Source organism: Methylophaga thiooxydans DMS010 (genome assembly GCF_000156355.1).
GTDB lineage: Bacteria > Pseudomonadota > Gammaproteobacteria > Nitrosococcales > Methylophagaceae > Methylophaga > Methylophaga thiooxydans.
Window position 1 is genome coordinate 1 of record NZ_GG657891.1, and the last position, 16,893, is coordinate 16,893.

The following is a 16,893-nucleotide window of genomic DNA, read 5'->3' on the forward strand; positions in this document are numbered from 1 at the left end:
GGTGCTGCTGTTGGTGCAATGCTTGCTCTTCTTCTATGTCCGACTGATGAGCCAGAAGCTGCCCCTATGGTTGAAGAGCCAGTTTGTCCGGTAGAACCACCACCAGGTGCGTTATTGGATCAAAACGGTTGTGCTTATGACACTGATGGTGATGGCGTTTATGACGGCATCGATCTTTGCCGTAACACACCAGAAGGTGTCACCGTCGATCGCGTTGGTTGTCCTTTAGACTCTGACAATGATGCGGTAGCTGATTACCTGGATCTTTGCCCTGGTACTCCAGAAGGCGTTATCGTCGACCAAGATGGTTGCCCATTAGCTGGCGAAAACCTGTTGTCTCTGACAGGTGTTAACTTCGCATTCGACAAAGCGGTATTAACCGAAGAAGCGAAAACCATTCTGGAAGAAGCGGTGACATTGCTGAAAGAAACTGATGGCATCGTTGAAGTACGTGTTGAAGGTCACACCGACAGCATTGGTACAGAAGCATACAACCAAGACCTGTCACAACGTCGTGCTCAATCAGTTGTTGATTATCTGACTTCACGTGGCATTGATGGTAATAACCTTGTACCAGTTGGTCTGGGTGAAAGCTCACCAGTTGCCAGCAACGACTCTAAAGCAGGTCGTGCTGCTAACCGTCGTGTAGACTTTGTTGTTAATCAATAATAACGACACGCGATAAAGAAATTAAGGCCCTGCTAGTCAGGGCCTTTTTTTTGCCTGTCAGTTAGTCAAGCCAGTTTTCTAGACTATGTTGTCTGACTAAGCCTTCTGCATTTTTTATACGCGCTTTGAAGGCCTCTGTTTGTGTGATGATATGAATCTGCTGCTCAACTTCTTCGCCTGTCATGCCTGATTTCAGGACATCACTATAAAGTAGTTGAAGGAGTAGATAGTCCAGCCCTGTCAGAAAATTATTGAAAGAATGATCATTAAAAATTGATGGGTAGACATCAGTAGAGTCATTCGGCAAGCCCATTATCTGAGTGAGCTCTTCCACGACACAGGCCATTAATTTTCCATGGGCTCTGGCGCGATCAACAGGGATAATCACGATAGCTCTGCTGATGTTTGCTGAGTGGTCATATGAAATTTGGGCCATACAGACACTGTGATGATTCAGGCTCTGACGAAATGTTGGGTTGGTAATTCCCATACTTTTTAATAAGTCACTATCGAGGTTTTGTTCTGTACTAAACATGATAGTCACATTCGCACTCTGAGGATTTTTGGCCGGTGATATTGGATGGCCAGTGATGGCGGAGAGGTGCTTGAATTGCTGAGTCACCATTTTTTGATGCAATAGATGATCGCCAGTCTGATCTTGTAGGCTGAAAACAATAGGGCGCTGCCACTTATGTAAACGGCCATCACTTTTACTATGTTCACCCTGCAGTGCAATCTGAGTAAAGCTGGTGTGGATATACGACTTGTTCTGCCAGTGCGGTATTTGCTCACTTTGTACACAATGCGAGATCAGCAAAAGACTGAGTGATGACAAGGTAGTATAAAACTTCAACATGAATTTATTTTATGATTGATGAAGTAAATTCACAAAAAAGGCATGGACAGGGAGAAACGGAGCAGGTTTGAGGCTATTAAGCCCCCATCACTATAACTGTGGAAAAATAATGAATGGCGCGCCTGGCGGGATTCGAACCCACGGCCTTTGGCTTCGGAAACCAACACTCTATCCAACTGAGCTACAGGCGCTTTGAGACTATTTTAACTTATTTTGAGCAGTGCCTACTGTGTTTAACCAATCGATCGATTAAAGCTTTTGCTAATCGATATATACAGATAAGTAGCAGGACGCTGTGCGCGAGATTATACGGACTTTAGTCAGTTACCGCCATCAGGCCAGAAAAAAGCACAGAGCGTGATGTGAGCACGCCCTGTGCTATTAATCAATCGTAACTCGGATTGATTTTCTCTAACTTCCAGATTTCATTGTTGTACTCTTCCATCGTCCGATCGGTAGAGAACTTGCCGCTGTTAGCACTATTGATAATGCTCATCGCGGTCCAACGCTCTTTATCTTGGTAGGCTTCAGCAGCTTGCTGTTGAGCGTCTACATAACTACGGAAGTCAGCCACCGTCATCCACGGGTCATGAGGATTGGTAAAGGCGCCAATCACATCGTCGAAACATCCGGGTTCAAATTGGTTGAAGTGTCCTGCTTCTAACAGGGTCACAACGCGTTTGAGATCGGGATCATTTTCAATGATAAAGCGCGGGTTGTAGCCATGGCGTGCTTCTACTACTTCTTCTTCGGTTAAGCCGAAGAGGAAAAAGTTATCATCACCTGCTTCTTCACGAATTTCGATATTGGCGCCATCCAATGTGCCGATGGTAATTGCGCCATTCATCATAAACTTCATGTTACCCGTACCCGATGCTTCTTTACCGGCGGTGGAAATCTGCTCGGACAAGTCAGCAGCAGGGCAGATAACTTCCATGGCCGACACTTGATAGTTAGGCAAGAAGACGACCTTGAGCCAGTTACCTATTTCTGGATCATTATTGACCAATTCGGCAACGTTATTAATCAGTTTAACGATTTGTTTTGCCATGACATAACCAGGTGCTGCTTTACCTCCAAACAAGACGCAGCGGGGCGTCATGCCTTCGGTATCACCGCGTTTGATACGGTCGTAGAGATGAATAACATGTAAGACGTTCAGTAGCTGGCGCTTATACTCATGTATGCGCTTAACCTGAATATCAAACATCGCTTCGGGATCGAAGATCACCCCACAGCTTTCTTTGACTAAATCTGCCAGACGTTTTTTATTCTCCAGTTTGGCATCATGCCATTTTTTCTGGAATGTTTTGTCATGTGCATAGGGTTCTAGCTTTTTCAACTCACTGAGGTGTGTGATCCATTTGTCACCAATTGTTTCGGTGACCAGTTCACTTAACGCGGGGTTACACCACGCCATCCAGCGACGCTGAGTGACACCGTTGGTTTTGTTGTTGAACTTATGTGGCCATAGTTGATAGAAATCGTGGAATAGGCCTTTTTTGAGCAGTTCTGAGTGTAGTGCGGCAACACCGTTAATTGAGTAGCTACCAACAATAGCCAGATGTGCCATACGCACTTGCTGCTGTGGACCTTCTTCAATGATCGACAGGCTGGCTAGTTTTTTCTTATCGCCCGGCCAATGATTCGCCACTTCACGTAGGAAGCGGGCATTGATTTCATAAATGATTTCAAGAATACGGGGCAACAAACGACCAAACATATTGACCGGCCAGCGTTCCAAAGCTTCCGGTAATAGCGTGTGATTGGTGTAAGCCATAGTCTGGCTGGTGATATCCCAAGCCTGTTCCCAGCTCAGTTCGTGATCATCCATTAACAAACGCATCAATTCGGCAACAGCAACCGTCGGGTGAGTGTCATTCAGTTGAAAGCAGTTTTTGTCAGCAAAATGATCAAAGTTCTGGCCGTGGTTAGCCACCCAATAATCAAGGATATCTTGCAAACTTGCTGATGCTAGAAAGTACTGTTGGCGAAGTCGCAGCTCTTTACCATTTTCACTGGCGTCATTTGGATACAACACCATGCTGATATTTTCAGCTTCATTTTTGGCGGCAACGGCTTCGGTATATGAGCCTGAGTTGAAATCTTCCAAGTTGAACTCGTCGGTCGCTGCGGCTTTCCATAGGCGTAGCTTGTTGACTGTGCCATTCTGGTAGCCAGGAACTGGCATATCATAGGGCACAGCGAGGACATCATTAGTGTCGACCCAATAGACGCGCATTTCACCATCATGCTCACGGTGAAATTCTGTGTGTCCACCAAATTTAACTCGCTGGGTGAACTCTGGCCGTTCCAGCTCCCAGGGGTTGCCATCGCGAAGCCAGTGATCCGGTTTTTCTATTTGAAAACCATTCTTGATGCTTTGTTTGAACATGCCGTATTCATAGCGCAAACCATATCCTGTTACAGGAAGTTGCAGGGTTGCACAGCTGTCAATAAAGCAGGCAGCAAGTCTACCTAAGCCGCCATTACCGAGACCGGCGTCGTGCTCCATATCGATGAGTTCTTCAAAGTTCAGACCGAGATCATGCAAGGCTTTTTCAGTTTCTTTATCCAGGCCGAGATTAAGCGCGGCATTGCCCATGGCTCGGCCCATCAAAAATTCCATAGATAAATAATAGGCTTGTTTGCAGTGGCTTTCTGCATAGGTGTGTTTGGTGTGCTTCATACGATTGAACAGGCGATCACGTAAGGTAAATGCCAGTGCAGTGAACAAGTAGTGACCTGAGGCACAACCTTTATCCTGTGCCAGGTATGTGCCGTAATAGCGTTTGAAATCTCTGATCAGATCGGCGCTTTCCATACCAAGTTTTGGTGTGTTGTACAGATCAGGCGCAGGAGAAGCGGTACAAGCATAGCGTGGGCTCATAGACAGACCTTTAGAATATTTGACGGTTATTGTTGGTGGATGACAGAGAAGCCATCTCGGTTGGGCATCGTTACCTGAGGTAGTGTGACTTCGTTGAGTTCTACACCAGATTCGATTATACCATCCTGACTTAAAATATAAGCGCAAAGTGCGTAAATTTCGTTACTGCTTAATGAATAAGGTGATGACGGTGGCATGGAACGCCGAATATAGTCAAATAAGGTCGTGGCATAAGGCCAGTAACTGTTGACTGTTTTTTCCGGATACTCGCTGGTTAGCGAGCCGACTTCACCAACTAAGGGCATTGCACTGGCACCAATCGCATCAAAGCCATGACAAGCTACGCAGTGTTGAGTGAAGATTTTTTTGCCTTGCGCAGCATCGCCTGCGCCTTGGGGTAAGCCTCGGCCATCCGGGAAAATGGTTAAGTTCCACTCAGGTTTTGATGAAAGCGTATCGGCTTTTTGACCAAGAGGTTGATAAAGCGGCTGAGCGTATGTTGTCGGAATCCCAATGAAGAGAAATAAGACAAAACCAAGTTTAGAAAGGGTAGACATGGTTGATATCGCCTTCCTCAGTGACTTCCCAACTAACAATCGCGTTGTAATGAAAAAATCCATCAGTGCCGCGGTTTGCCACTAAAGCCTCACGTGATGGTTGCACATAACCGCTGTCATCAGTTGCACGACTTTGCAATACGGCGTATTGCCCCTGCCACTGCCAAGGGAGATTGAAGCGCGTGAAGGCTTTATCCAGAATGGGTTCTTGCAATTCAGCATCTAGCCAACTTTCACCGCTATCGTCAGAGACTTCGACACGGGTAATTTTGCCTCGTCCAGACCATGCCAGTCCGGTCACCTGATAGATACCAGGATTATCGGATAAATGCATACCCAGTGATGGGGAGGTGATCAAGGATTTTGCATCCATGATAAAGCTGAATTGCCGCGCACTGCCATCTGGCATCAGGTCAGTGTATTGCGCCGTTTCATCACGAGACATCACTGGTGTATCGGTAAGTCGCAACTGACGAAGCCATTTTACGTTAACAATGCCTTCCCAGCCGGGCAGCACCAAACGCAGTGGATAACCATTTTCCGGTCGTAATCTTTCACCATTTTGGTATAAAGCGAGAATGGCATCATCGAGTAATTTTTCTATTGGAATGCTGATATTGAGCGAAGCACCATCAGCCGCCTCGGCAATGACCCATTTGGCTTCAGGCTTAATGCCCGCTTCTTGTAGCAGGTAGCTTAGTGGCACACCGGTCCATTCCGCATTCGATACCAAGCCGTGTGCATAGCCAGCAGAAGATTGAATAGGTATATTACGCCAACCGCTGTTGCTGTTACCGCCACACTCAATAAAACAAATTCGCGATGTTTGAGGGTAACGTTTCAACGTCTCAATGCTGAAGCTGAGAGGCTGTTCGACTAAACCATCGATTAATAGTTGATGAGTAGCAGGATCGATGTCAGGTACGCCATTGTGATGACGCTCATAATGCAGACCATTCGGCGTGATGGTACCTTGAAGTTCATGTAAGGGAGACCATGAAACGCCGTTGCCAGGCATGTCTTGATTGGCGGCTATCCAGCGGATGATGTCTTTTTCGTAAGGGGAGGGTTGGCCGTAGTTGCTGAATGGTTTGCCAGCTTGGCGCATAGATTCAGGCAAGTTAGCGGTAAAGTCAGCGGCTTTTTGTGCCGCTATAAGAGGCAAGCTGAAGCTGGCAAAAGCGCTACCCAAAGCCGTGGTTTGTAAAAATTGACGACGACTTTTTACCAGCTTTTTTGCCATCAACTAATTCCTTATTCTGTGGACCCCACCAATTCGACTTCAAACCACTCATCAAGTTTTTGAACGGCTATGTCGCGTCCGCTTTTATTGAGTGAGGAAAATAGCTGCACAGAGGCTTTTAGATCGTGATTTTTAAGCTCAGCAACTACTTTGAGTAGACTTTGTTTCGCTGCGCTATTTTTGAGCTTATCGGCTTTAGTCAGCAGGATATGCACGGATAAGTCAGCTTGGTTAGCCCAACTTAGCATTTGCAAGTCGAATTCTTTGAGTGGATGGCGGACATCCATCATCATCATCAGGCCTCGTAAGGATTGGCGCGTTTCCAGATATTTCGCCAGCGTTTGTTGCCATTTTTGCTTCATTTTTTCAGGGACTTTGGCATAACCATAGCCGGGAAGATCGACTAAAGCGCGCTGATCATCAAAATGGAAAAAGTTGATCATCTGGGTGCGGCCGGGTGTTTTACTCGTTCTGGCCAGTGAGCGAATGCCGGTTATCGTATTGATAGCACTGGACTTTCCGGCATTAGAACGACCAGCAAAAGCGACTTCGAAACCTGTATCCTCGGGTAACTGAGACAGTTGGGTCGCGCTGCCGGTATAATAGGCGTTTCGGTAGAGCTGTGACATGGAACCATTTCGGGTGAAAAATTGACCTAACAAGAGTAGCATACCCACAGTTTTAAGATGCAAGTGCTTAGTTTTCAGGTAGAGATAAATGAAAAAAATGTTGATGACAGCCGTGCTGGGCATGGCGCTGAGTATGACTTCTGCAGTAATGGCGGCGGGTAATGTCGCAGCAGGTAAAGGCAAGGCCGCAGTATGTGCTGCCTGTCATGGTACAGACGGTAATAGCTTGTCAGACGCTTTTCCAAAGCTGGCAGGTCAACATGAAGGTTATATCGTCAAGCAGCTGATGGAGTTCAAAAGTGGGGCGCGTCAGAATGCGCTAATGGCACCGATGGTTGCTAACTTAACTGAGCAAGATATGGCTGATTTGGGGGCGTATTTCGCCAGTCAGAAAACTGCGCCAGGCGCGGTATCAGAAGAATTGCTGGCGGCGGGAGAGCAAATCTACCGTGGCGGTAATAAAGAAACTGGGGTGCCGGCTTGTATGGCCTGTCATGGTCCCAATGGTAACGGTATCCCCGCTGCAGACTGGCCAAAACTGTCCGGTCAATACAGCAGCTACATCGAAACACAGCTTCACGCCTTCGCCAAAGGAGAAAGAAACAATTCTCCTAACGGCATGATGGCGGATATCGCCAGTAAAATGAGCGATGCCGAAATCAAAGCGGTTTCTGCCTACGTGTTTGGTTTGAAATAACGATGTCTCTTGCCTGCACGGCTTATGTCGTGCGGGCAATATTGACACATTCAGGTATTGTTACCTGAAACAGGGACCCCCCTAATGTCACAAACTAAGGATTCTCAACGTCCACATCATTCGTTTGCATGGCGTCTGTTTCATTTTTTAGGCACCATGGAACTCGCCATCACTTTGTTAATCACACTGGCGATAGCCTCAGTGATTGGTACCGTGTTGCAGCAGAATCAACCTTATCCTGACTATGTCATTAAGTTTGGTCCTTTTTGGTTCGAGGTGTTCGAGTCGTTAGGGCTCTATGACGTCTATAGTGCTTTGTGGTTTTTAATCATTTTGACCTTGCTGGTGATGTCCACATCAGTCTGTGTTATTCGCCATGCACCATCGATGTTCAAGGACATGTTCAACTTGCGAACCAATGTGCAGCTCAAGTCGCTGCGATCCATGCATCATCGTGCTGAGTGGCTCGAAAACGCGGAAACGAACGTCACAGCAGCGAATTTACAGTCATTTTTTAAAACCAAAGGGTTTCGCACACGCCTTACTGAGAAAGGTGATGATACGTTGATTTCCGCGATGCGAGGCGGGATGAACAGGCTAGGTTATATCCTGACGCACGTAGCGATCATCGTGATATGTGTTGGCGGATTGATGGATAGTAACTTGCCGCTGAAACTAGCTGAATGGCAAGGTCGACTAGAAATTGAAACGCAGAACCTGCCGTTGAGTCAGATTCCACAAGAAAGCCGATTACCTGTCGGATCGCAAGCGTTTCGTGGCAGTGTCAGTATTCCTGAAGGTCGTTCATCAGAGGTGGTTTATCTACCAATGCGGGATGGTTATCTGGTGCAGAAACTGCCCTTCACTATCGCTGTTGATGAGTTTCGGATTGAACATTATGCGACGGGCCAGCCGAAGTCATTTGAATCTGATCTGAAAGTCTATGATCCGGATCTAGCAGAACCGATTACAACGACGATTTCAGTAAACCATCCTCTCATTCACAAAGGCTATGCCATTTACCAAGCGAGTTTTGGTGATGGTGGTTCTGAGCTAGCACTTGAGGCCTGGCCGTTGTTTGCAGATCAAGGTGACGCTGTGACGGTGGAAACCAAAGTGTTTGAAACCCGTGAAATGCGCTGGGGTGAGCAGCAGATGCTGTTGGAAATGACAGGGTTCAGACCTTTTAACATTAATCCTGATCCGACCGAAGACGATCCGAAAAATGTGCGTAATTACGGGCCAAGTATTCAGTTTAAATTACGACGCGAAACCGGCGAAGCATTTGAGTACGAAAATTACATGTACCCAGTGGAACGGGAAGGCCGAGAGTTTTTCCTCAGCGGTGTGCGCAGTAGTCCTGCAGAAGAGTTTGCTTACCTATACATACCCGCTGATGAAAACGGCGAGTTAGCTGGTTTTATCCAGTTTTTACAAAACATCAACGATAAACAACGGGTAGAGCAAATTGCCACCCAAATGAAAAATGAAACCTTACTCAGCCTGCAAACAGAAGATGATCAAGTTTTGGGGCAAAGTTTGCAAAAAACACTCGTGACGCTGGTAGATATGTTTATCCGAGGGGGCTTCGGTGAAGTACGTGATTTTATCGAGCAAACCTTACCGGAAACTGAACGCGATAGTCTGGCACCAGCCTATCTTGCTATGTTGCGTGAAATGCTAGGACGGTTGTATTTCGAGGGTCTGGATCTGGCCGCTGATGAAATGGTCGATGAGTCTGAACTGGTATTTATGCAAGATGCCATTGATGCGATAGGAACACTTCCACGCTATGGTTCACCCGTTTATTTGGCTTTAAAAGACTACACTCACATCGAGTCAACGGGACTTCAGATCGCACGTTCACCCGGCAAGTCTGTGGTTTATCTGGGATGTGCATTTTTGATTGCAGGTGTGTTTTTATTATTTTATTTACCGCAGCGTCGCTTCTGGATGTGGCTTAAAAAAGACAATCAGCAAACACGGGTATATTTGGCTGGCATGAGTAACCGTAACCCGAGAGAGTTCGATAGTTTTTTTGAGCAGACCCGAGCTGAACTAAAGGCCCAAGCGGGGAACTCTGTTAAGAGCTGATGTTCTTAGTTTCTGACCAGCGCTAATGCGCAACGAGAAAAATATGACAGCAAATATAACGACTCAGAATTCTGACAAATCTTTATTAGTGACTTGGCTATGGCGGGTTCTAATGGCGTTGTCAGCCATAGGGATAATCAGCTTCTATCTTGAAGTGCTCGATGTGTATGAAATCAGCATTATTATCCTGACCGCTATCAGCATGGCTTATTTGGGGCAAGACTGGCCTGGTTTTCGTTGGCATGCCGTGGCGGTGGCAATATTAAGTGTATTTGCTGTCTCGTTGTATGGCAGCGATCTGAATCAGTCTGACAGCAATTTCTGGCTAAATTACCTGCTAGCCAGTCAATCAGCGTTTATGTGGATGAGTGCCTTATTTGTAATGGCTACTGTGACATATTTTGCTGGTACCTTATTTCGTTCAGATTTCACTGAAAAAGTGGGAACAGCGCTAACATGGGCTGCCACTACCATGGGCATGATTGGTTTAATGGTTCGTTGGCGCGAGTCCTACCTGTTGGGTGCTGATATTGGCCATATTCCGGTGAGCAATCTTTACGAAGTGTTTATTCTTTTTTCGGTGGTTACAGCCTTGCTGTATCTGTTTTACGAAAGACGTTATGAAACGCGCAGTCTCGGTGGCTTTATCTTGCTTATTATCACTGCGGCAGTGGTTTTCCAGCTGTGGTACACCTTTGAACGCAATGCTCATGAAATCGAGCCTTTAGTACCAGCACTCCAAAGTTACTGGATGAAAATTCATGTGCCAGCCAACTTCATTGGCTATGGTGCTTTTGCCATGGCAGCGATGATTGGCGTGGCGTATATATTAGTGTCATGGCGTCAACAAAAGCAGGGTGATAGTGCGTGGCTCAGAGCGATGCCATCATTACATCTGATGGATGATTTGATGTATAAAACCATCGCTTTAGGCTTTGCTTTTTTCACCCTTGCAACGATTCTCGGCGCGCTGTGGGCAGCCGAAGCATGGGGTGGCTATTGGTCGTGGGATCCTAAAGAAACCTGGGCACTGATTGTCTGGTTGAATTATGCAGCGTGGTTACATATGCGTATGACGAAAGGCTGGAATGGTGTTCCGATGGCTTGGTGGGCACTAATAGGCTTGTTCGTGACCTTATTCGCCTTCCTTGGCGTTAATATGTTTTTATCCGGGTTGCACTCTTATGGCACCCTTTAAATCTCAGCAATAAAGGATAGTTTGATGATGAGAAAATTGATGAATAGTTTCGTAGTAGGCGCATTGATGGCCCTGTTCACTTCAGCGGCTTCAGCGGTCCCAATGAGCTATGTTGAGGGTACACATTATTTTCCTACTGCTCAGAAACTGGCAACGTCAGACGATAATGTCATCGAAGTGGTCGAAATGTTTTCTTACACCTGCCCGCATTGCTTCCGCCTGGAACCAGCCATTGATGAGTGGAAACAAAGCTTGCCAGACAATGTGACGTTCACCAAAGTACCGGCCATTTTCCGTGATAGTTGGTTAGAACTGGCTAAAGTGTATTATGCCGCCGAAGCAACAGGTGATTTAGAGTTGCTTCACCCAAAACTGTTTAGCGCGATTCATGTTGATAAGCGCCGTCTTAACACAGAAGAACAGTTGCTCGACTTTGTTGAAGAACAAGGTGTGGATCGTGAGAGCTTTGCCAAAATGATGAATTCATTCACTGTGCAAAGCAAAGTGAAGAAAGCGCTGGTCATGAGTCAGACATCGGGTATTACGGGTGTGCCATCGATAATTGTGAATGGTGAGTTCCGTACAGATGCTAGCAGTGCCGGTAGTACTGAGGACTTATTTCTAGTTGTCGATAAATTGATTGAACAGACAAAATAAGTTACTGAAGAAAGCCCGGTTCGCCGGGCTTTTTTATAAAGCTTCCGGCAAAGACTGATCGAGAGGCTGAGGTGGTGAAGCGATACCGGTATCATCAAAGTGTAGAAGCACATCAAGATAACGTCGGATATTTTGAACATAACGAACTGGCTCACTGCCACGAGCATACCCATATCGGGTTTGCGAAAACCATTTCTTTTTAGATAGTAAGGGTAATGATTCCCTGACATCAGACCATAGGTTAGGATCCTTGCCGGCAGATTGCGCTAAGACGCGTGCATCTTCTAAATGACCCAGCCCTACATTATAAGCCGCCAAGGCAAACCAGATTCGGTCAGGTTCTGCGATACCTTCTGGCAATCTTGAATACATTTCGGCTAGATAAGCTGCTCCAGCGAAAATACTCTGCTCAGGATCTTCACGATCAGTGACACCCATTTCCCGTGCTGTCGCTCTGGTTAACATCATCAGACCTTTTACCCCGGTGCTGGAGACCGCTTCTGGGTTCCAGTGTGACTCCTGATAAGACATTGCTGCGAGCAAGTGCCAATCAAACTGATGTATTTCACCGGCTTGTTGAAACAGATCTTTGTAAAGCGGAAGGTGAGTTTGGATCCGGCGGTGGACTGCGCGGGTATCGACATAATCAAAACGTCGTATATGGCCATAATATTTTTCAATGAGCTTATCTAAGTCACCAGATGCTTCAAGTTCTTGGAAAAAGTCCAATAATTCTAAATACAGGCTGTCATCTTCAGCCAGCGGTAATGCCCAAGCTAGAAATTGCGGCTCTGAAATATCAAAGGCAACCCGTAACTCAGGAAAAAGGCTTTGGTTAGCTGACATCTCGTTTGAGTCAACGATGGTGTAGTCAATCAACTCCAGCTGTACCAGTTCAAGAAGGCCACTGTTATCAAGCTCATTATTTTCACGCCAAAGTAGTTCAGGTACTTCCTCGTGTAATGCTTGTAATTGTTCGACGTGACTGCTATCTGCCACAACTTCTAGCTGACCTTCGACAACTTCAGTGATATCGCTGGGCTTAGCGGTACCATTTTTATAGACCAGCTGTTGGGTAACCTCATGGTATACAGGTCCGAAGCGGATGTGATCTTTGCGCTGTTCTGTCACGGTAAGACCGGCTGCTGCAATATCAGCTTGGCCTTGCTCGATTAACCTGAGCATATTGCCTAGGTTGTCAGGTACGATGACTTTTAATTCAACGTTAAGTCTTTCAGCAAACTTTTGTGCCAACTCATATTCAAAACCAGCGAGCGTATCACCTTTGACATAATAGCTGGTGAGACCATAGCGGCTAAGCACTCGCAGCTCACCCCGTTCTTGAATTGCTTCGAGATGTGGCTGGGCTTCGCCGCAAGCAACCAGCATACAAACCGTTAAGAGAGCAAATGTGATCGATTTCAAAAATGAGCCTCGATGACTAAACGAATAAATTATCGCTTTATATCGACCTAATTGCACCTACGGAAGTTTGGATGAACTGGTAATAATCCTGTTTTACATAGCTTTTTTGATGAGGTTTTTATCTCAAAAATGTGTGAATATCACACAACAGTACGGTGTCTGCGCGTTAATTTATCTGCATTAAGCGTTAACGTTTACCACGAAAGAATTGGCGTAATAACTGACTACTCTGCTCGGCGAGCAGGCCTGATTCAGTGCTGACACGATGATTGAGATTGGGTAAGGTGAAAATATCGACACAACTACCCGCAGCCCCTGTTTTGGGCTCAGCGGTAGCATAGACAACTTTATTGATACGCGCATGAACCAATGCGCCTGCACACATAGCACAGGGTTCCAGTGTGATATACATATCAGCACCGGGAAGGCGATAGTTATTCATCAATTGACAGGCTTGGCGTAAGGCAATGATTTCGGCGTGTGCGGTGGCATCATTAGCAGAAATTGGCTGGTTCCAGCCTTCTCCGATGATCTCATTATTCAGTACAATTACAGCACCAACAGGGACTTCTCCTTCGGCTTCTGCTCGTTGAGCAAGCGCTAATGCACGCTGCATCCATCGTATTTCATCAGACATTGATATGTCTCTTGATCAGATTGAGTAAGCGGTTGCTAGCGCCTTTGCTTTGTTCAATCAGCATTTGACCGGCTTCGCCCATCGCGGCGCGCGTTTGCGGATGACTGAAAAGGTCGATCACACACTCCGCTAATGTTTCACTGCTAGTAATCTCAATGGCTGCATTAGCTTGTAAAAACTGGTTGCTAATTTCATTGAAGTTGAAGTAATGCGGGCCAATCAATACGGCTCTCCCTAACGCTGCAGGCTCTAAGAGGTTATGACCGCCACGTGGCACCAGACTGCCACCCACGAAGGCAATATCAGAGGCACCATAGAATAAGGGCAGTTCACCCATGGTATCGACAATAAATACTTGAATGGCTTTACTGCACATGCCATTCTCACTGCGACGTAAAATTTTAAAGCCTGCGCGTTGGCTCAATGCCGCAACGCGGTCAAAACGCTCTGGGTGTCGGGGAACAATAACCAGCAGTAGATCCGGAAATTTTGCACGAATCTGGCGCGAGGCATTGAGAATAATTTCATCCTCACCCTCATGAGTACTGGCTGCAATAAACACGGGCCTGTCTCCCCATGCCGAGCGCATCGCCTCAGCCTGTTCATTAACACTGGCTGGCATGCTGATTTCAAATTTTAAATTGCCCACCGCATGAACAGAGTTTTTATCAGCCCCCAATTCAATCAAGCGCTGACGATCATCGTGTGATTGAGCCGCAATCAGGCTGAAGCTTTTCAGCATATTTCGAGCGAGTTTAGCCACACGCTGATAGCCTTTTGCTGAACGTGCAGATAAGCGAGCATTAGCAAGCACTACTGGAATCTTAAATTCAGCGCTGTAATGGATAAGGTTAGGCCATAACTCGGTTTCCATGATAATACCGAGTGTCGGCTGAACCGTTTTCAGGAACCGTTTCACAGCAAAAGGTAAGTCGTAGGGCAGGTAGCAATGTAAAACCGTTTCGCCGTAGAGTTTTATCACACGGGCACTACCAGTGGGAGTCATGGTAGTGATAAGGATACGATGGTGCGGATACGTTTCTTGTAATGATGCGACTAAGGGGCGGGCTGCTTCAACTTCTCCCACAGATACGGCATGTAGCCAGATGAGTGGTTTATCAGAAGACGGTGCTGTTTTGATAGCAAAGCGTTCATCCCAACGTTTGAAGTAAACGGAAGCGCGGCTGCCTCGCCAGATAAGACGAAGCAGAATTAATGGGATCAGAAGCGTGAAAACGATGCTGTAGAAAACTCTCAAAGCAGACTCATTTATAAGCGTAAATTGAGCAGGAATGATAGCATAGGCGCACTATTGAATACTGAATCCACACGAATGAAAATTTTCCAGAAACAGTTTTTACATCCCCGCTATTGGCTTAGTTGGTTTGGGTTGTTGTTGATGCGTTTGTCTGTGTATCTACCCGGCAAAGTTCAGTTAGCGATTGGTATGTCACTAGGCACAATATTGCGTCCTTTTATGAAATCGCGGGCGAAAATTGCGAGACGAAATCTGGAATTATGCTTTCCGGAACTCAGCGGTGATGAGCGTGAAAAATTACTTAATAGCTCGCTTCGCACCATGGGCATGATGATGATCGAAACAGCGATGAGTTGGTGGGCAAGCGATCGTAATCTGGAAAAACGGGTGCGCTACCAAGGTCTGGAACATCTGGAACAGGCGAAAGCCGCAGGTAAAGGCGTGATTCTATTAACGGGGCATTTCACCAGTATGGAACTGGGGGGGCGTCTTATCATGTTAAAGACACCTGCGTATGTCATGTTCAGGCATCTTAAAAATAAACTTTTCAATGCGGTGATGATGCGTTCACGCACCTTTCATAGTGAAGGTATCGTTATGCGGGAAGATCCGCGTTCCATGTTACGCGCGTTAAAGAAAAACAAAGTGGTCTGGTATGCGCCCGATCAAGACTTTGGTAAACGAACCAGTGTGTTTGCCAAATTTTTTGGTGTGCAGGCAGCGACCATTCCTGCCACGGCGCGTATGGTCAAAATGAGCGGCGCTAAGATTGTGCCTTTTGTTCCTAGAAGAGAGTCTGATGGCAGCTATACCATCAGTATTGGGGAAGCGTGGCAAGGCTATCCAACAGGTGACGATTTAGATGATGCGCAAGCTATTAATGACTGGTTAGAGCAAGAAATTCGCAAATCGCCAGAACAGTATTTGTGGGTGCATCGCCGTTTTAAAACACAACCAGATGGTAACAAAGGCTCGTTATACAAAAACCTGTAATGTTGATTTACAGGTCGAAGCTGTAGGTTAGGATAACTGACTCTGAACCTGGGTTATCATCAGCCAAATCAGCATTAGACATATGATAGATGCCTAATGCTAAACGGCTACTGTCTGTTAGCTTGTATGCTAAATCTAAGCCGGTTCGAAACTCCAACCCCAACCCTAAATCAAGACCAGCACCATCCTCATAGCCAACAAAGGCAAAATTAGGCGTTAGAATCCAGTTAGTGCCGACGCCATAGTCGTAGCGTACCCCGGCTGATGCCCAATAGGCGCCATCATCGTTTATATTCAAGCCAACGGTAGGGATGAGATTAAATACGGATTCTATCGGGGCGAAACGATATTCTATACCGATTTCGGTAGCACGCTGATCACTGTCAAATGCTTCAAAGGCACCAGCAGAGAACGCGAGTGAATGATTATGATCAGCGAAGCTCAGAGGGGAGATCGCTACAGCAAGCATGCCGGCGAAGATAAGCTGTTTTTTCATTTGCGACTCCATGCAAAAAAAAGACTTAACTTCGTTATAGCACGGTTTTCAAAATTCTAACAAATAATACAAAAAAAAGGCCATCCGAAGATAGCCTTTTTTTGTGTGTCTGCAGAGCAGTTGTCGACAATTAACGTTTTGAGAATTGTGGACGTTTACGTGCTTTGTGAAGACCGATTTTCTTACGTTCAACAGCACGTGCATCACGTGTGATGAAGCCTGCTTTACGCAGTTCTGTTTTCAGTTCACTGTCGTATTCAACGAGTGCACGACTAATGCCGTGACGAATAGCGCCGGCTTGACCATTGTTACCACCACCGCGAACAGTGATTTTCAGGTCAAATTTTTCCAGCATATCGACCAACTCCAACGGCTGACGGACAACCATGCGAGAAGTTTCACGGCCGAAATAGTCTTCCAGTGTACGTGTGTTGATTGAGATGTTGCCGCTGCCCGGTTTAATAAAAACACGAGCGGTAGAACTTTTGCGACGACCTGTTGCGTAGTATGAATCTGCCATGACAATATCCGATTAGATTTCCAGCGCTTTAGGCTGTTGAGCTGTGTGAGGGTGTTGTTCGCCAGCGTAAACTT

The 16,893-nt window shown here is 46.3% G+C and carries 16 protein-coding genes and 1 tRNA gene; 6 read left to right on the forward strand and 11 right to left on the reverse strand.

Annotated features, from left to right (window positions below):
• Positions 1–669, forward strand: a 669-nt coding sequence (locus MDMS009_RS03805; protein WP_043887905.1) for an OmpA family protein, incomplete at its 5' end; no start/stop codon positions are given.
• Between the two features lie 61 nt (positions 670–730).
• Here the strand turns inward: MDMS009_RS03805 and MDMS009_RS03810 are convergent.
• From MDMS009_RS03810 to yihA, 6 genes are all read right to left on the reverse strand, one after another.
• Positions 731–1,525, reverse strand: a complete 795-nt coding sequence (locus MDMS009_RS03810; RefSeq protein ID WP_052298141.1) for a DUF2927 domain-containing protein — start codon at positions 1,523–1,525, stop codon at positions 731–733.
• Positions 1,526–1,639: 114 nt separating this feature from the next.
• Positions 1,640–1,716: transfer RNA gene (locus tag MDMS009_RS03815), tRNA-Arg, on the reverse strand.
• Positions 1,717–1,910: 194 nt separating this feature from the next.
• Entirely contained in the window at positions 1,911–4,415 is a 2,505-nt protein-coding gene (locus tag MDMS009_RS03820; RefSeq protein ID WP_008290519.1) for a glycogen/starch/alpha-glucan phosphorylase, read from the reverse strand.
• A gap of 26 nt (positions 4,416–4,441) precedes the next feature.
• Complete coding sequence (locus MDMS009_RS03825; protein WP_008290513.1) at positions 4,442–4,972, reverse strand: c-type cytochrome; 531 nt, start codon at positions 4,970–4,972, stop codon at positions 4,442–4,444.
• Positions 4,956–6,215: a sulfite dehydrogenase gene (gene soxC, locus MDMS009_RS03830; RefSeq protein ID WP_008290511.1), complete on the reverse strand. Its 1,260-nt coding sequence runs from the start codon at positions 6,213–6,215 to the stop codon at positions 4,956–4,958. The genes MDMS009_RS03825 and soxC overlap by 17 nt, the downstream gene beginning before the upstream one ends.
• Before the next feature lie 11 nt (positions 6,216–6,226).
• Positions 6,227–6,844, reverse strand: a complete 618-nt coding sequence (yihA, locus tag MDMS009_RS03835) for a ribosome biogenesis GTP-binding protein YihA/YsxC (RefSeq protein ID WP_043887907.1) — start codon at positions 6,842–6,844, stop codon at positions 6,227–6,229.
• A gap of 88 nt (positions 6,845–6,932) precedes the next feature.
• Here yihA and MDMS009_RS03840 point away from each other — a divergent pair, with 88 nt between their 5' ends.
• The 4 genes from MDMS009_RS03840 to MDMS009_RS03855 all read left to right on the forward strand — a co-directional run bounded on the left by MDMS009_RS03840 (position 6,933) and on the right by MDMS009_RS03855 (position 11,490).
• Positions 6,933–7,541, forward strand: a complete 609-nt coding sequence (locus MDMS009_RS03840) for a c-type cytochrome (RefSeq protein ID WP_008290523.1) — start codon at positions 6,933–6,935, stop codon at positions 7,539–7,541.
• Between the two features lie 84 nt (positions 7,542–7,625).
• The gene (locus MDMS009_RS03845; protein WP_008290516.1) at positions 7,626–9,635 is read left to right on the forward strand and encodes a cytochrome c biogenesis protein ResB; all 2,010 of its coding nucleotides are present in this window, start codon (positions 7,626–7,628) and stop codon (positions 9,633–9,635) included.
• 43 nt (positions 9,636–9,678) lie between these two features.
• A complete protein-coding gene (gene ccsB / locus MDMS009_RS03850; RefSeq protein ID WP_043887908.1) occupies positions 9,679–10,833 on the forward strand; it encodes a c-type cytochrome biogenesis protein CcsB in 1,155 nt (384 codons plus the stop codon).
• A 39-nt stretch (positions 10,834–10,872) separates the two neighbouring features.
• Positions 10,873–11,490: a thiol:disulfide interchange protein DsbA/DsbL gene (locus MDMS009_RS03855; RefSeq protein ID WP_043887909.1), complete on the forward strand. Its 618-nt coding sequence runs from the start codon at positions 10,873–10,875 to the stop codon at positions 11,488–11,490.
• A 33-nt stretch (positions 11,491–11,523) separates the two neighbouring features.
• Here the strand turns inward: MDMS009_RS03855 and mltF are convergent, their stop codons facing one another.
• The 3 genes from mltF to waaA form a co-directional block, all read right to left on the reverse strand.
• The gene (gene mltF, locus MDMS009_RS03860; protein WP_272941068.1) at positions 11,524–12,972 is read right to left on the reverse strand and encodes a membrane-bound lytic murein transglycosylase MltF; all 1,449 of its coding nucleotides are present in this window, start codon (positions 12,970–12,972) and stop codon (positions 11,524–11,526) included.
• 130 nt (positions 12,973–13,102) lie between these two features.
• A complete protein-coding gene (gene tadA / locus MDMS009_RS03865) occupies positions 13,103–13,552 on the reverse strand; it encodes a tRNA adenosine(34) deaminase TadA (protein WP_008290522.1) in 450 nt (149 codons plus the stop codon).
• On the reverse strand, positions 13,545–14,810 hold the full coding sequence (waaA, locus tag MDMS009_RS03870; protein ID WP_008290514.1) for a lipid IV(A) 3-deoxy-D-manno-octulosonic acid transferase: 1,266 nt from the start codon (positions 14,808–14,810) through the stop codon (positions 13,545–13,547). The genes tadA and waaA overlap by 8 nt, the downstream gene beginning before the upstream one ends.
• 75 nt (positions 14,811–14,885) lie before the next feature.
• Between waaA and lpxL the strand changes: the two genes are divergently transcribed.
• The gene (gene lpxL, locus MDMS009_RS03875) at positions 14,886–15,803 is read left to right on the forward strand and encodes an LpxL/LpxP family Kdo(2)-lipid IV(A) lauroyl/palmitoleoyl acyltransferase (RefSeq protein WP_008290524.1); all 918 of its coding nucleotides are present in this window, start codon (positions 14,886–14,888) and stop codon (positions 15,801–15,803) included.
• Between the two features lie 7 nt (positions 15,804–15,810).
• Here lpxL and MDMS009_RS03880 read toward each other — a convergent pair whose 3' ends face one another.
• Both MDMS009_RS03880 and rpsI read right to left on the reverse strand, forming a co-directional pair.
• Positions 15,811–16,299, reverse strand: coding sequence for an acyloxyacyl hydrolase (locus tag MDMS009_RS03880; protein ID WP_154646968.1), 489 nt, complete (start codon positions 16,297–16,299; stop codon positions 15,811–15,813).
• A gap of 130 nt (positions 16,300–16,429) precedes the next feature.
• Entirely contained in the window at positions 16,430–16,819 is a 390-nt protein-coding gene (gene rpsI / locus MDMS009_RS03885) for a 30S ribosomal protein S9 (RefSeq protein WP_008290520.1), read from the reverse strand.
• Positions 16,820–16,893 lie beyond the last annotated feature (74 nt).

Bases quoted from the DNA above. Each gene is read 5' to 3' on its own strand.
- ccsB (WP_043887908.1), top strand. From the start codon at position 9,679: ATGACAGCAAATATAACGACTCAGAATTCTGACAAATCTTTATTAGTG.
- MDMS009_RS03855 (WP_043887909.1), top strand. From the start codon at position 10,873: ATGAATAGTTTCGTAGTAGGCGCATTGATGGCCCTGTTCACTTCAGCG.
- MDMS009_RS03840 (WP_008290523.1), top strand. From the start codon at position 6,933: ATGAAAAAAATGTTGATGACAGCCGTGCTGGGCATGGCGCTGAGTATG.
- lpxL (WP_008290524.1), top strand. From the start codon at position 14,886: ATGAAAATTTTCCAGAAACAGTTTTTACATCCCCGCTATTGGCTTAGT.
- MDMS009_RS03880 (WP_154646968.1), bottom strand. From the start codon at position 16,299: ATGAAAAAACAGCTTATCTTCGCCGGCATGCTTGCTGTAGCGATCTCC.
- soxC (WP_008290511.1), bottom strand. From the start codon at position 6,215: ATGGCAAAAAAGCTGGTAAAAAGTCGTCGTCAATTTTTACAAACCACG.
- tadA (WP_008290522.1), bottom strand. From the start codon at position 13,552: ATGTCTGATGAAATACGATGGATGCAGCGTGCATTAGCGCTTGCTCAA.
- rpsI (WP_008290520.1), bottom strand. From the start codon at position 16,819: ATGGCAGATTCATACTACGCAACAGGTCGTCGCAAAAGTTCTACCGCT.
- yihA (WP_043887907.1), bottom strand. From the start codon at position 6,844: ATGTCACAGCTCTACCGAAACGCCTATTATACCGGCAGCGCGACCCAA.
- MDMS009_RS03820 (WP_008290519.1), bottom strand. From the start codon at position 4,415: ATGAGCCCACGCTATGCTTGTACCGCTTCTCCTGCGCCTGATCTGTAC.
- MDMS009_RS03845 (WP_008290516.1), top strand. From the start codon at position 7,626: ATGTCACAAACTAAGGATTCTCAACGTCCACATCATTCGTTTGCATGG.
- MDMS009_RS03825 (WP_008290513.1), bottom strand. From the start codon at position 4,972: ATGTCTACCCTTTCTAAACTTGGTTTTGTCTTATTTCTCTTCATTGGG.
- MDMS009_RS03810 (WP_052298141.1), bottom strand. From the start codon at position 1,525: ATGTTGAAGTTTTATACTACCTTGTCATCACTCAGTCTTTTGCTGATC.